The organism is Nocardiopsis sp. CNZ308, assembly GCF_004217075.1.
In genome coordinates, this window is sequence record NZ_SHKJ01000001.1 from 2,602,046 (window position 1) to 2,615,326 (window position 13,281).

A 13,281-nucleotide genomic window follows, 5' to 3' on the forward strand; every position below is an offset into this window, starting at 1 on the left:
CAAACCGGAATCGCCGATCCGGCGCGGGAAGGCTCCCCGTCTCCGTCGTCCGTTTCCGTTCCCACGACGCCTGGACCAACCCCAGTCCCGGAAACGCTGAGGGCTGATGGGCCCGAGCCATCTCATGGCCCGGACCCATCAGCCCCGGTCGCTGCGGAGGGTGTGGGATTTGAACCCATGAAGTCCCGTTGTGCCGAGGGGCCTTGGTGACCTGTCGACAAACCGACGAAGCGCCTTGTGACCTGCATGGATGTTCCGAGGGCTTCCCAGTGCTTCCGGTCCCTTCCCGGAGCCATGTGCGATGAATGTGCGATGCGACGGGGTGGGCTGCTGTGGCCCTGGCGGGCACAGACGCTCGTTCCTTGGGGCTTGGTCGGCCTAGCGTGTGTGGGCTGGGCCGTGTTCGTTTTGCTCACCTCAACCACGACTACAGCAACCATCTGGAACCAAGTACCACGGTTTCGGGCCGAGGTGCCCGTCAGCGCTGGAGTCGGCCCCCCAAGACGGTCGTAACTCGCTGACGGGTGCCTCGGGACAGGTGAGCACATCCGTCCGTTTCGGGACCAAAAGCCCTGACATACACGCAGGTCATCGGGCACGATGGCCTGACTCGGTCAGTTTTGGCCCCCGCTCTGTCGGGCCTGTCCGAGAGAAGTCCTCTGGTGTGCGGCCTGCGGCCTGCGGGTGCGCTCGGGACCGGGCGTCAGCCCGCAGCCCGAGCGGCGGCCGAAGGCCGCTGCGACGGCGCTTGCGCCGTCGCCTTGATTTCATACAGCACAATTCGGCAGTGCCTATTATTTGACCCTGAAAAGGGGAGTCTAATTTGCCACTTTCGACCCTAGAAGGCTTGTTAGCAAGTGTATTTTTTCGGATACATTTCCAACAAGCTCCTGTGCTTGACGTGGGTATAGTTCCAAGGTTGCAGACTTTGGCACGGAAGAACGGTGAGCCAAGTCGCCTCTTTTTGAACCCAGTGCCTCGAGGTGAATTATTAGCTCGTTGCAGCTATCGGTTACTTCGTCCTCGGTAAATCCTAGAGGGTTGGTGAGTGTGAGAATATTTTTCTTTTTAATTCCGTTATTTGCCGAAATGAGTTTCTTATAGTGGCCGATGGCTGCCATGCACAGATCGTGGTGACTTTTCTTTGCGTAGTCCCCTTGGAGCTTTTTTGAAAAAGAAATAAATAGGTGGGTAAAGCAGGCTCTGATGCTTGGGTCGCCTGCATTCGGTGTAATTGCTCGGGCAAACGAGAGAAATTGGTCCTCTATGAATTCCTCAATGTGGGCGTGTGCGAGAATAACGTAGGAGTTTATTAGCAGGCGGGATCTGTCATCTAACTCATCAGGTGGATGTATGCTCGATATTTCAGGTGTCAAGAAAACAACACGTAATTTTTCTATGTCAGATTTTAGAAGAGCAGAAGGTCCCATCGGATGCCCACTATCGAACGTTGCTTGGAGTAGGGACGTTCAAGCCAAGTACCGTTTCGAGGGATTTAGCCCAAGTTGTAAAACGCGTTTTTGTTGCCTGGAGGCTCTTGGTTGTGGTAGTTACTGCTTTGATGAAATCGGGATCATTGACACAAATATTTTTAAATACGGTCTTCACTTCCTCGGGCTTTTGGAGTGCCTTTTCTCGGACCTCAGGGCTGCTTAGTGTGTAAATTTGAATATCGAAAACAGCTCGGTTAAAAGATCGCTCCCATCGGTTGCCGGACCACTTGTGGCAGGCAGCCTCTTCTCCGAATATCGCACAAGCTGCGGCGATAGCTAGCTCCATCTCATTGAATTTTTTCTCTATTTCTGCTTTCTTTTCTTCCCATTTGTCGTTGTAATATTCGCAGACTTTATCCAAAAATTCTTTTAGATTTCCTCGATATTCGACATCTTCCGTTTGAAAGGCCACGTATCGAGTGAATAGTTCTGCATCCATCATTCGGCGGTCCGGTCCTGGGTTGCCGAGAATAACTTGCAAGTGACGACTCTTGCTGGACTTTTCTTCGGCGTAGTCGGTGAAGCCTCCCGGAACAAGGGCCTGGCGCAGCTCTTGGGGCGACAGGGGAACGCTGCCAGTATTAAGTCTCAGGAACAGTGTGAAAAGGAAGTTCTCGGACTCCCAATTTTTGATTGTTACTGTGCGAATGGTGTGATTTTCAAAAGCGTCAAAAACATCCGGCCGTTCGCTTTCTAGCTTTTGAATATCAAATCCCTTCAAGTCGGGAATTACTGAGAGGGCGCCCAGTTTGTACGAAGTGAATTCCTCATCGGAAGGGTTGCCTTGGCCTGCATAGAACTGACGAAGCGCTAGCAATCTCTGCTTTCCGTCGATGACAAAATAGTGGCCGGGCTTATTTTTCTTTTCGGCTAGGACGATTTGAGGAATGGGGTAGGATAGAATCACTGATTCAATAAAACGGCTTTTAGTGGGAGATACCCAAGCGGATCGACGCTGGAATTTCGGGTTAAGGTCAATCCTTCCTTTCCTCATTTGGGTTACGATTGTTTCAACTGTCCAATCTGTTGCCGAAACAGTTGCATGGGCTGCGCTAAGGCGACCCAAAACGTCATCTTCGCCCTCGCCAGATTCTTCTGAAATGGGTATAGCGATCTGTTCTGGGGTGCTCGACATTCGGTGTGCTCCTTGGCTTATGCCTGGGTAGATGGTTGTAGTGTACTGGTATTTTCCATTGTGTCAATAGCTAGCAGGCGTAGACGTGTACTAGCTGCGGCAAGCCGTGAAATAACTTATAAATCTATTTTATTCTATTCATTTAGCTTCTTTTTTCTGGTTAATATGTACTCCGTTGTGGGTGCGGACGTGAGGGTTATCTGGATTCAAGGCATCCAGTAGGCGAATTGCGTAGACCTCGCCTATGTGCTTCTGGACTTCGTTTGAAGTGAACCAATTGACGTCGGTCGCTTCGGAAGTTGGGCGCTCCTCGCCGCCAGATGGCTTGCAGCGAAAGACCAAGGCCACCACTCCACGGGTCATGTTCTTGTAGACGCCCGTGAGCTGTTCCACCTCAACGTGGATACCGGTCTCCTCCAGGACCTCGCGGACAACACCTTCCTGCGGGGTCTCGTCCAACTCCAGCACTCCGCCCGGTGGCTCCCAGTTGCCGTTGTCCCTGCGCTTGATCACCAGCATCCGTCCGTCCTCGCGGATGACGGCTCCCGCCACGGACACGGAGTGCAACGGGGTTGATGAGCGTCCGTCGCTGTCGCGGTTCATATGTCGCAGACCTGAGTTTCAGTTCTACTGCTCTAGAGAGAGTTCTCCGCCTGGTCTAGAGCAAGCTGCCATGGGAAGGTATCGAACGCGCTCGTTCCGCTTCCGGCTTCGTGAGGGACGAACGCCTCTGGTCCGATCAACACGGACACCTCTTCGGCCCGGAGCTTCCTGACGCTCTCCCGGAACGGCGCTCTGCTGGCGTAGGCGGAGTTCACGAACGGGAGGATGACGGCCGGTACTCCGAGGCCGATTGCTTCATTGACGACGTCCAAGGCGTAGTTGTCGGCGATCCCGTTGGCCAGCTTGTTGATCGTGTTGAAGGTGGCCGGGGCGATGATGATGGCGTCCGCCTTGGGAGAGCGCGGGTCTCCCGGAGCGCGGTGCTGGCTCCGCACCGGCCTGCCGGTCTGCTTCTCCAGCGCCTCGACGTCGATGAAACTCACCGCCGATGGTGTGGCCATGACCTGAACGGTCCAACCCTGCTCTTGGGCCAGATCGACCAGCTTGCCGACATCCGAAGCCGGACCGGCCGCGCACACCACCACGTAGAGAGTCTTCCGCTCACTCACTGAGTCAGGCACCGACCCTTTCCGCTAGTTCGCTGACGTTGTCGTACAGGTGACCACTCGCCCGAGTGCGGATGTCGTTGATCAACTGGTGCACCACCGGGCGGGCGGTCAGCTCCTCGCTCGCCATCTCCTCGGCGTTGCGCAACGCGTGGTAGGCGTGCTCGGTCTTGCCCCACTGCTGGTACGCACGGGCCGCGTCGATGAACAGTGTCACCCGGCGTTCCATGACGTCGATGTTGTCCAACCGCACCTGGCGCGCGTAGTCGATCGCGCTGCCCGCGTCGCCCAACTCGACTGCCGCGCTCACCCGGTGCAGCAGGACGTTGGTCGGCCCGAAGGCGGTCCACTGGTAGTTGAAATCCCCGCCGAGCCGTTCACCCGCGTCACTGGCCTCGTCAAGCAGGCTGAGCGCCTGGCCCCGGTTTTCGCGCTTGGCCGCAGAGACCGCGCCGCTCAGCAGAAGCGACCCGTACACCGACAGGGATTCCGGTGTGGCCTCGTCCGTGGCGCTGTCCACCCGTTCGGCGGTGCTCGTCGCCAGTTCCGTCGCCGCCTTGTAGTGGCGCTCACGCATCAGTGCCCGGGTGAACGCCCTGGCACTCGCACCCACGACCGCGGGGCTCTCGCTCGCCTCGGCCGCGCGCATGCTTCGGTCAGCCGCGAGGTAGGACAAGCCGCGTTCCTCACACTTGAGCAGGAGGCTCGCCGCCACGTGGTACGCCTCCGCCCGAAGCGCGTGCACCCGGGAGAGGTCGTCGTCTTCGACACCGGACACCGCGTCATCCAGACCGCGCAGCAGTTCGGGTAGCCGCTTGGCCACCGCCGTGTAATGGCACGCCTGGTATCCGGCCTTGGCCGCGTGCGTCCGCTTGGCGAGCTCGCCGAGACCCGTCGCCGCTCGCACAGCCGACCGACGACCTCCCGCGTACCTGGTGAGTGCTGCGGCGATCTCGTCCATGTCCAGCACTGAACCTGTGGTGGCCTGGAACAGGGCGGTTCCGGCCAGTCCGACGAATGCGCGACGTCGCACCTTCTCATCCTCCCCCGGGCCCGGACTCCTGGGTGCGGGTCGCCTCGGTGGTGCCGAGGACTCCGCGCTGTCGGATCCAGTGAACGTGCCGGGGTTCTTCGGTGCAAGGCCGAACAGCATCCGCGCGCGGTCGGGCATCCCGAAGCCGTCGGCGATCCGTTCGTACACCTCGAAGGCCGTGACGGTCTTGCGGCCGTTCAGTACCTCACTCACCCGCCCCTGTGAGAGGCCGGTCGCCGCCGAGATCGCCATCTGGCTCGCACCGCCGTACTGGCGCCCGAACCGGAAAAGTGCCTGGACATCGCGCCTTCTCAGGAACTCCGCCGTGTGCTCGCGTTCCCATGCCCACGACGGGATGGTGATCCGGCTCGTCGGGTGTCCCGGCATCGTGACTCCTCGGCGGTGCGAGTGCAGGGGGGACGGCCAGTATCCCCCCTTGTCATCCCGAGGAGGAATGGGTTTCGGGAAACCGAATCGGGATTGTTGGCCTCATGGACAGCAGCAGCGCAACCACGTGCAGGTCATGTCGCGGACGGGGCTGGAAGTCCGTCCGCCCTCGGCGCTTGGTCGTCGTTCGGGTTCCCTCCGACACGGAGCCGACCAGGCGTACCGCGATGTGCCCCTTCTGCAAGGGGACGGGACAGGTCTCCACCATGGCGTCTCCGTCCCACGGCAGTGGTCTCGCCTGCTGACCCATGACAAGACAGACCCCCGCGACGCGGTGGAAGGCGTCCGGGGGCGCGGCCAACCTGAGGAAAGCAGGCTGACGTGAGCGACCTTATCGCCCTGATTCGGGCTTGGGTGACTCTGATTCGACCGAAACGACACGGCAGGCACCACCGCACCGGCCCCCGGGCCTACTACCTGCCCGCACCCGCTCGGGCGGAGCTGTGGCCCGCACCGGACCCCATCGTGATGGACACGGGCGACCCCCGCGCCTACTCCCTCCAACGCGGCCCCTACGCCCACCTGGAGCACCGGCGCCGCGCACAGCGGGCCGAACGGGACCGGCGGGGGATCGACCTGCTGGTGCAGATCGCGCGTTCGACTCCCGCCCTCGACGACATGGCCGAGTTGCGTGACCTGGTGCGCACGGCCATCGCGGTCGGGGCGGTGCGGCGATGACCACCGAACCCTCTGCGCCGATCGCCGACCGGGAGACCCTGACCGCCTGGGCGCGGGAACAGGGCGTGCGGGTTCGGATCTCCTCCGAGGACTGGGACTCCATCACCTACGAAGCCCTCTCCACCGGCCCGGACGGAACCCCTCTGGTGGAGCGGTACCGGTGCGTGCTGCCCGCGTCCCTGGCGCTGCGACGTCTGCGGCTGAGCTACGTCGTCGGGCTCTGCCACGACGCGGGCGGGGCGGCGTGCAACCATGTCCGCCGGGTCGTGCCTCCGGTGCTCTCGGCCTCCGAGTCGGCCGCCCGGCATGACGTGGCGCTGGTCGCGGCGGCGCTGGTGGAGTCCGAGCGCCGGGCGGTGTGCGGGGCGACGGTGGACAACCTGACCGTGTACACCGTGCAGCGCGCCCAGGACTGGCAACCCTTCTGAGGGTCCTTCCTCCGACGCTTCTGTGACCCCCGCGTGCCCTGATGTCTCTTCGAGACCACGGGGCCCAGGGCACGCGGGTCCCTTCTTCGCGGCGACGTGCACGCCTGGGGTGTGCTTCCCGCCGTGTCCTCTGACCAGTGGTGGGGGTTCATATGTGCCCCCACCTGCTGACAGAGACGACCGAGAACAGTAAGCTACTCGACCATACGAGTACTAGAGTCACCAGGTGGACATCATGTCGAGTCTGGAGTTCGCTCCGCCCAAGTACGTGCAGATCGTGCGGGCGATCCAAGAGCGCATCGAGGACGGTACCTATCCGGTGGGGGAGATGCTTCCCTCCGAGTCGCGGATGGTGCGCGAGTTCGGGGCCGGGCGCTCCACGGTCGTGCGGGCCTTGCAGATCCTGAGCATGCAGGGGTGGATCGACCGCGAACACGGACGCGGGTCCTTCGTGCGCGGCGTCCCGCAACAGGGCTCCGAACGCTCCCACGCGGGGGCCAGTGCCTTCGACGCCTCCGAGGAGGCCAAGCGCAACCGCATCCTGACCGCCGGACGCGCCCCGGCCTCCGCCGCCGTGGCCGAGGCGATCGGTGTGCCCGAGGGTTCCCCGGCGATCATGCGTCAACGCCTGGTCCTGGACGAGGGCGAACCGAGTGAGCTGGTCACCCTGTGGTTCCCCCTGGACGTAGCCGAGGGCACCGACCTGGGCGAGACGCAGCCGATCAGCATCGGCGCACGCGAACACGTGCAGATGGTCAAGCAGCTCCGGCCCTCCAAGGTCGTCGAGCGGCTCTGCGCACGCCTGGCCACCAGTGTTGAACGCGAACCCCTGGGGCTGGACGAGGGCACTCCGGTCCTGGGCATCACCGCGCGGATACTCGATGCCTCCGGGGACGTGATCGCCGTCGCTGAGGTGGTGCTCCCCGGTGACCTGCACGAACTGGAGGACTCCTACCCGGCCGTGTAGACGCGGCTCCAAGACCGGCCACATATCCACTTGTCCGGACGAGTGTGGCCGGTTATTCTTAGGCTCCACTCGACCGGTCAAGTAGTTGAGTGAACATCACGAGGAAGGTTGATCAGATGGCTATTCAGGGTGCGTTGCCGGTGGCGTTCGGGACGGTGTTCCCCCACGGTGCGTTCGCGCTTGGGGTGGAGGCGATCACCGACTTCGAGACCAAGCGGCCCCAACTCGACAAGGACAGCGGCTTGCCGTTGTGGGCGGTGGACGTGATCGACGCCGACCCCGAAGCGCGGGGCAAGGCCAAGTCGGTCAAGGTCAAGGTCGCCGCCGAGGTCTGCCCGACCCTGCCGGACGAGGTTCCGGGGTTGCCGTTCCGGCCGATCGAGTTCGAGGCGATGGCGGTCATGCCCTACGTGGACGACTCGGGCCGTCGTCCCCGGGTGGCCTACTCGCTGCGCGCCCGTGGCGTGAAGGCTCCCGGCGGTGCCGCTGGCGGTCGTCGCGCTCCTGCGGCCAAGGATGCCGCCTGACCCCCATGTAAGCGGGGCGGCCTGGTGCTCCAACACCTCGGCCACCCCTGAATCCCTCCTGCGACTGCGAAATCTCAGAAGAGGTGTCTCCAAGTATGTCCGATTACCCCCGTGACCTGTCCGGGCTGAGCGGCCCGGAACTGGTCCGTCTGCTGCTGGACGCGACCAACCCCCCGCCCACCACCGACGCTGAGCGTGCGGAGTTCTTCGACTTCAAGGCCCGGGTGTTCGCCACCCTCGCTGACCGTGAAGAGAGCCCCACCGCCGCGACCTTCGCCGCCCGCGCCCGCTCCGACCGTGACCGGCTCCTGGCCCAGACCGAGAACGAGAACGGCGGTGGCCAGCGATGATGCGCCAACCCAAGATCGGTTCCGCTCAGTCCTCCCCGACCCTGCCCACCCCGGCCCAGGGGGTGCGGTGGACGACACCGATCGTGGAAACCCCCGGGATTGTCGTGCTGGCCTCGTGGATCTGGCGACTGGTGCGCTTCCTTCTCACCCTGCCGTTCCGGTTCCCCGTCATGGTCGCCTGCCTGACCGCCTCGGCGGGGGCCTGGTGGTGGTTCGACTGGCCCGGTCTCGCCTGCCTGTGGGGCGTGGCTGCGGTGGTGTCCCTCATCTGGTGGCGGACCTGGCCGGACTCCTACCGCGCCTGCGTCACGCTGCGTCTGCTGGCGTGGTGGCGGCACCTGTTCGTCTACAAGCGGCACTGGCAACCGGTGCTGGTGATCTCCGGGCTGGCCGAGTCCTACCAGGAACGCCGCTACCTGCCCCGTATCCGCCGCGTCCGGTGCAACTCCTGGGCCGACTACGTCCGCGTCTCCCTCGTCGCGGGAACCTCCCCGGCCGACTTCGAACACCGCGTCACCGAGTTGGCGCACGGCTTCGCCGCACCCTCCTGCCGGGTGGTGATCAATGGTCCCCGGGACATCACGTTGGAGTTCCCCCGCCGCGACACCTTGGCCGAACCCCTGGACGCCCTTCCGGTTCCAGACTCCCCGGACCTGGACGCGCTCCCGGTCGGACAGCGCGAGGACGGCTCGCCGTGGCTGCTGCGGTTGCACGGAACCCACGTGCTCGTGGTCGGGGTGACCGGGGCCGGCAAAGGCTCGGTGATCTGGTCCACCATCCGCGCCATGCTCCCCGCCCTGTCAGACGGCACCGCGCAGGTGTGGGCGATCGACCCCAAGCGCATGGAGCTGGCCTACGGGCGGGACCTGTTCGCGCACTATGCGGACACGGGCGAATCCGCGGTGGCCCTGCTCGAAAAGGCAGTGGCCTCGATGCAGGAACGGGCCGAACGCTACGCGGGCAAACAGCGCTCCCACATCCCGACCACCGATGACCCCTTCGTCGTCGTGCTCCTGGACGAGGTCGCCTTTCTGACCGCCTACCACCCCGACCGGGACGTGCGCCGTCGTGCGGAGAACGCCATCGCCACGCTGACCTCACAGGGCCGCTCGGTCGGCTTCGCGGTCCTGGCGGCGTTGCAGGACCCCCGCAAGGAGGTCATGAACCTGCGCAACCTCTTCCCGGACAAGGTCGCACTGCGCCTGGACGAGGCGTCCCAGGTGGACATGGTCCTCGGTGAGGGAGCACGCGAACGGGGCGCGGAAGCCCACCTGATCGACCCCGCCCTTCCCGGGGTGGCCTACGTCCGCCTGGAGGGCTCACCGGCCCCAGTGCGGGTGCGGGCCGCCTACGTCTCCGACACCGACATCACCGCCATGGCTGAGGGCTACTCGGTGGGCTCCTCCTCCGAGGACGAGGTGGTCTGATGCACGTGGGTTCTGCGTCGATGCGTGTACCAGATGGCCGCTATGCCCATCAGAGCAATCCATGTGCCAAGCCACAGCATTGCTGCCGTGAAGCTGACGAGCTGCGACAGCAACATCGTGGGAAGAGCACCGGATATGCAGGTCCAAAAGATGATGCGTTCGTGTCGCTCCATGCTTCGACCGTAGAGGCTGAACGGGGGTGGCTCTGATGCCGACTCCCACGGGCAAGAGCACTCGTGCTGAGCGTTTGGCCCAACCCTTGGCGAGGGAGGTCGCCGAACAGATCGCTGCCGACAAGGGGGTGTGCATACGGCCGGTCTCCCTCAGACGTACCGACATCGACACGGGCCAAACCGAGGTCATCGACGTTCCGTGCGGGTCCACGCTGGAATCGCGGTGCCCGGCCTGCGCCAAGAGGAAGCGCAGCCTTCGCCGCTCCCAGTGTGAAGAGGGCTGGCACCTGGCCGAAGAACCTGTGGTGGAACCCGACCCGCCCACCGACCAGCAACGCTCCTGGGTGGAACAGCGGGCGATGGTCACCGCCGAACGGGACCGCCTCGCCACCACGGGGGCCGCTGACCCCCAACAGCTTGCGGTGTTGGATGCGGCGATCGCAGACCTGGACGAGGAGATCACCGCCTCCGGCCTTCGGGGCTCGGTCACCCGCTCCGGCGACTCCTCGGGCTCGTCGGGGTCGCGTCGGGTGCGCTCGACCAAACGCCGTCAGGACGTGCCCGACTTGCCAAAACGGCCCATGACGCGCAAGACAGTCGGCCGCGCGTTCACTGATCCTGCCTCGGGCAAGGTGTTCCGGCCCTCGCTGTTCATCACCCTGACGTTGGACTCCTACGGGCGGGTGCGCTCGGACGGAACCCCGGTCGATCCCTCGACCTACGACTACCGCCGTGCGGCTCGGGACACGTTGCACTTCTCCAAGCTGGTGGACCGGTTCGTGCAGAACCTGCGCCGCGTGGCGGGGTTCGATGTGCAGTACTTCGCGGCGGTGGAACCCCAACGCCGCCTGGCCCCACATCTGCACATGGCCACCCGGGGCACCATTCCCCGGGCGGAGCTGCGCCAGATCGCCGCCGCGACCTATCACCAGGTGTGGTGGCCTGCCGCCGACACGGTCCGCTTCGACGGTGACCACCTGCCCGTGTGGGACGAGGACGCGGGGACCTACCTCGACCCCACCACCGGGGAAGTGCTGCCCACGTGGGATGAGGCGCTGGACGCCCTCGATGACGACCCAGACGCGGAACCCTTCCACGTGGTGCGGTTCGGGAAACAGGTGGACGCCAAGGGAGTCGTAGCGGGCTCGGAGGATGCGTCTCGGTGTGTGCGTTACCTGGCCAAGTACCTGACCAAGGACATCGCCGACTGCCACCAGGTGGAGACCATCCGGCAGGAACAGCACGTGGACCGGCTCTTGGAAGCGCTGCGCTTCGAGCCGTGCTCGCCCCGGTGCTCGAACTGGCTGCGCTACGGCATCCAGCCGGACGAGGCCAAGGCCGGACAGCGCTCCGGGTTCTGCCGGTCCAAGGCCCACCGCCGCGAACACCTGGGCTACGCGGGCCGCCGCGTCCTGGTCTCGCGCAAGTGGTCGGGCAAGACCCTGGCCGATCACAAGGCGGACCGGCTCGCCTGGGTCCTGGAAACCCTCGGCGTCGATCCGACCAACGAGGACCAGGGAGACGAGGACAACCCGCGTCCCCCGGCGCTGACCTCGGTCGCCTCGGGCTCCTTCGAATGGGAACTGGCCCGTCCCACCGACCCCGACGTGGCCCCTCGGGAGCAACGCCTCCTCCGCGCGGTGGGCGAAGCCCTCAAACGCCGCACACAGCTCGACGCGGCACGGCGGAACGATCTTTCGGCAACCCACGGAAGAAGGACGGCATGAGTGCGACGACGGCGACCCCAGCCGTTCCGGAACAGCGTCGGGACCACGGCCTGTGGTCGGTCAAGGACACGGCCTCCTTCCTGCGCGTGCCGCCCAAGACGCTCTACGAGTGGCGCTACAGGGGCGACGGTCCGCCCTCCCACCGCGTCGGCCGGTACGTGCGCTACGTGCCCGCCGAGGTCCACGCCTGGGTCCTGGCCCAGTAACCCACGGAAAGGAGACACCCCATGGCTCGCGCGTGGGTCTACGACCGCACCAAGGACAGGGCTTACGCGGAGGCGGTGAGCAAGGCCAAGGCGTCCAAGCGCACTCCGCCCGGCCGGTGGTGGGTCCGCTACTACGACCCCTCCGGGAGGATCAAGAGCGGCGGCGTCTTCCAGAAGAAGCCGGACGCGGAGAAGAAGCGGACCGAGATCGAGAACAGCCTTCACGAGGGCTCCTACCGCAACCCCCACGACGCCAAGGTCACCGTGGCGGAGATGGCCGAGAAGTGGCTCATCACCCGCACGGACATCAAACGGTCCACGTGGTGGCAGTACCGGGCGGTCCTGGACAACCACGTGTTGCCGCGCTGGGGAGACCTGCGCCTCTCGGCAGTCCACGCCGAGGACGTGGCCGTGTGGGTGGCCCACCTCCAGAAGCCCCGGGACGAGGGCGGTAGCAACCTGGGGGCTTCGCAGACCCGGCACGCGCACGTCGTGCTGTCGATGGTCCTGGGCTGGTGCGTCCCCCGGCGCATCCCCTTCAACCCGGCCAAGGGCGTACCGCTGCCCAAGCCCAGCGAGGCCGAACACGTCTACCTCGACCACGCCCAGGTGGAGGCGCTGGCCGACGCCTCCCTGACGCTGCGCACCAAGTACGGGCAGGAACTCGCCTCGGCCCGTGTGAGCCGGGTGCTCGTCCTGCTCCTGGCCTACACCGGCATGCGGTGGAGCGAGGCCGCCGCGCTGCGCGTGGGGCGGGTGGACCTGGACAGGAGGCGTATCCGGGTCGTCGTGACCTTCGCCGAGGTGGACGGCAGGCTCGTCGAACAGCCTCCGAAGAACGGCAGGTTCCGGACCGTGCCGGTTCCCCGGTCCCTCGTCCCCGAACTGCGGTCCTTCGTGGAGGGACGTCCGGTTGACGCGCTGGTCTTCACCACCAGGCGGGGCGCCCCGCTGCGCATCCGGAACTGGCGTAACCGTGAGTTCGCCCTGGCCGTGAAGGCAGCCGGGCTCGACGGCATGGGGCTGACCCCCCACAAGCTCCGGCACACCGCCGCGTCCCTCGCCATCGCGGCCGGTGCGGACGTCAAGGTCGTGCAGGCGATGCTCGGCCACAAGACGGCGACCATGACCCTGGACCGGTACGGGCACCTGTTCCCGGACCGCCTGGACGAGGTGGCCGACGCGATGGACGCCGCCCGTCGGCGGGTCCTCGCCGCCTGACCGGTGAACGGCGAAGGCCGGTGGCTCCCCGGGCCGTGTGCGATGAATGTGCTACGGGCCCGGACCACCGGCCTTCGCCGCGTTCCGTGGAAGGCTCCCACCTGGGGAAACTCCCTTGTTCTGCGGAGGGTGTGGGATTTGAACCCACGAAGTCCCGTCAAGGACTTGGTGCTTTTCAAGAGCACTGCACTCGGCCGCTATGCGAACCCTCCCCGCGGAGAGCGAGTCTCCGCCACGTCATGGTAGCCCACACCCCTCCGCCCGCGCGGCCCGCCCGGGAACACGTTTCCATCCACCGGC

14 protein-coding genes and 1 tRNA gene are annotated in these 13,281 nt (G+C 64.7%); 9 read left to right on the forward strand and 6 right to left on the reverse strand.

The window, feature by feature from the left end; all coding sequences use genetic code 11:
- Nucleotides 1-818: 818 nt before the first annotated feature.
- The 5 genes from EV372_RS11290 to EV372_RS11310 all read right to left on the reverse strand — a co-directional run bounded on the left by EV372_RS11290 (nucleotide 819) and on the right by EV372_RS11310 (nucleotide 5,217).
- Nucleotides 819-1,430, reverse strand: coding sequence for a HEPN domain-containing protein (locus EV372_RS11290; RefSeq protein ID WP_130395967.1), 612 nt, complete (start codon nucleotides 1,428-1,430; stop codon nucleotides 819-821).
- A gap of 10 nt (nucleotides 1,431-1,440) precedes the next feature.
- Entirely contained in the window at nucleotides 1,441-2,628 is a 1,188-nt protein-coding gene (locus tag EV372_RS11295) for a DUF262 domain-containing protein (RefSeq protein WP_130395968.1), read from the reverse strand.
- 138 nt (nucleotides 2,629-2,766) lie between these two features.
- A complete protein-coding gene (locus EV372_RS11300; RefSeq protein ID WP_130395969.1) occupies nucleotides 2,767-3,231 on the reverse strand; it encodes an NUDIX domain-containing protein in 465 nt (154 codons plus the stop codon).
- 32 nt (nucleotides 3,232-3,263) lie between these two features.
- Complete coding sequence (locus EV372_RS11305; RefSeq protein WP_197044247.1) at nucleotides 3,264-3,812, reverse strand: flavoprotein; 549 nt, start codon at nucleotides 3,810-3,812, stop codon at nucleotides 3,264-3,266.
- Nucleotides 3,805-5,217: a helix-turn-helix domain-containing protein gene (locus EV372_RS11310; protein ID WP_130395971.1), complete on the reverse strand. Its 1,413-nt coding sequence runs from the start codon at nucleotides 5,215-5,217 to the stop codon at nucleotides 3,805-3,807. Before EV372_RS11310 ends, EV372_RS11305 begins: the two co-directional genes overlap by 8 nt.
- Nucleotides 5,218-5,631: 414 nt before the next feature.
- Between EV372_RS11310 and EV372_RS29405 the strand changes: the two genes are divergently transcribed.
- From EV372_RS29405 to EV372_RS11355, 9 genes are all read left to right on the forward strand, one after another.
- The gene (locus tag EV372_RS29405) at nucleotides 5,632-5,955 is read left to right on the forward strand and encodes a hypothetical protein (RefSeq protein WP_231391571.1); all 324 of its coding nucleotides are present in this window, start codon (nucleotides 5,632-5,634) and stop codon (nucleotides 5,953-5,955) included.
- On the forward strand, nucleotides 5,952-6,383 hold the full coding sequence (locus EV372_RS11320; protein ID WP_047867836.1) for a hypothetical protein: 432 nt from the start codon (nucleotides 5,952-5,954) through the stop codon (nucleotides 6,381-6,383). The genes EV372_RS29405 and EV372_RS11320 overlap by 4 nt, the downstream gene beginning before the upstream one ends.
- A gap of 226 nt (nucleotides 6,384-6,609) precedes the next feature.
- Nucleotides 6,610-7,350: a GntR family transcriptional regulator gene (locus tag EV372_RS11325; protein WP_017568165.1), complete on the forward strand. Its 741-nt coding sequence runs from the start codon at nucleotides 6,610-6,612 to the stop codon at nucleotides 7,348-7,350.
- 116 nt (nucleotides 7,351-7,466) lie between these two features.
- On the forward strand, nucleotides 7,467-7,877 hold the full coding sequence (locus tag EV372_RS11330; RefSeq protein WP_047867835.1) for a hypothetical protein: 411 nt from the start codon (nucleotides 7,467-7,469) through the stop codon (nucleotides 7,875-7,877).
- Nucleotides 7,878-7,972: 95 nt separating this feature from the next.
- Complete coding sequence (locus tag EV372_RS11335) at nucleotides 7,973-8,227, forward strand: hypothetical protein (RefSeq protein ID WP_130395972.1); 255 nt, start codon at nucleotides 7,973-7,975, stop codon at nucleotides 8,225-8,227.
- Entirely contained in the window at nucleotides 8,224-9,654 is a 1,431-nt protein-coding gene (locus tag EV372_RS11340; RefSeq protein WP_130395973.1) for an FtsK/SpoIIIE domain-containing protein, read from the forward strand. The genes EV372_RS11335 and EV372_RS11340 overlap by 4 nt, the downstream gene beginning before the upstream one ends.
- Before the next feature lie 208 nt (nucleotides 9,655-9,862).
- Nucleotides 9,863-11,554 (forward strand): replication initiator, encoded by a 1,692-nt coding sequence (locus EV372_RS11345; RefSeq protein WP_130395974.1) that lies wholly within the window; start codon nucleotides 9,863-9,865, stop codon nucleotides 11,552-11,554.
- Nucleotides 11,551-11,760: a helix-turn-helix transcriptional regulator gene (locus EV372_RS11350; protein ID WP_013156279.1), complete on the forward strand. Its 210-nt coding sequence runs from the start codon at nucleotides 11,551-11,553 to the stop codon at nucleotides 11,758-11,760. The genes EV372_RS11345 and EV372_RS11350 overlap by 4 nt, the downstream gene beginning before the upstream one ends.
- Nucleotides 11,761-11,781: 21 nt before the next feature.
- Nucleotides 11,782-12,981, forward strand: coding sequence for a site-specific integrase (locus EV372_RS11355; protein WP_130395975.1), 1,200 nt, complete (start codon nucleotides 11,782-11,784; stop codon nucleotides 12,979-12,981).
- A 123-nt stretch (nucleotides 12,982-13,104) separates the two neighbouring features.
- On the opposite strand, the gene EV372_RS11360 is transcribed toward EV372_RS11355, so the two are convergent.
- Nucleotides 13,105-13,193: transfer RNA gene (locus tag EV372_RS11360), tRNA-Ser, on the reverse strand.
- Between the last annotated feature and the right edge of the window lie 88 nt (nucleotides 13,194-13,281).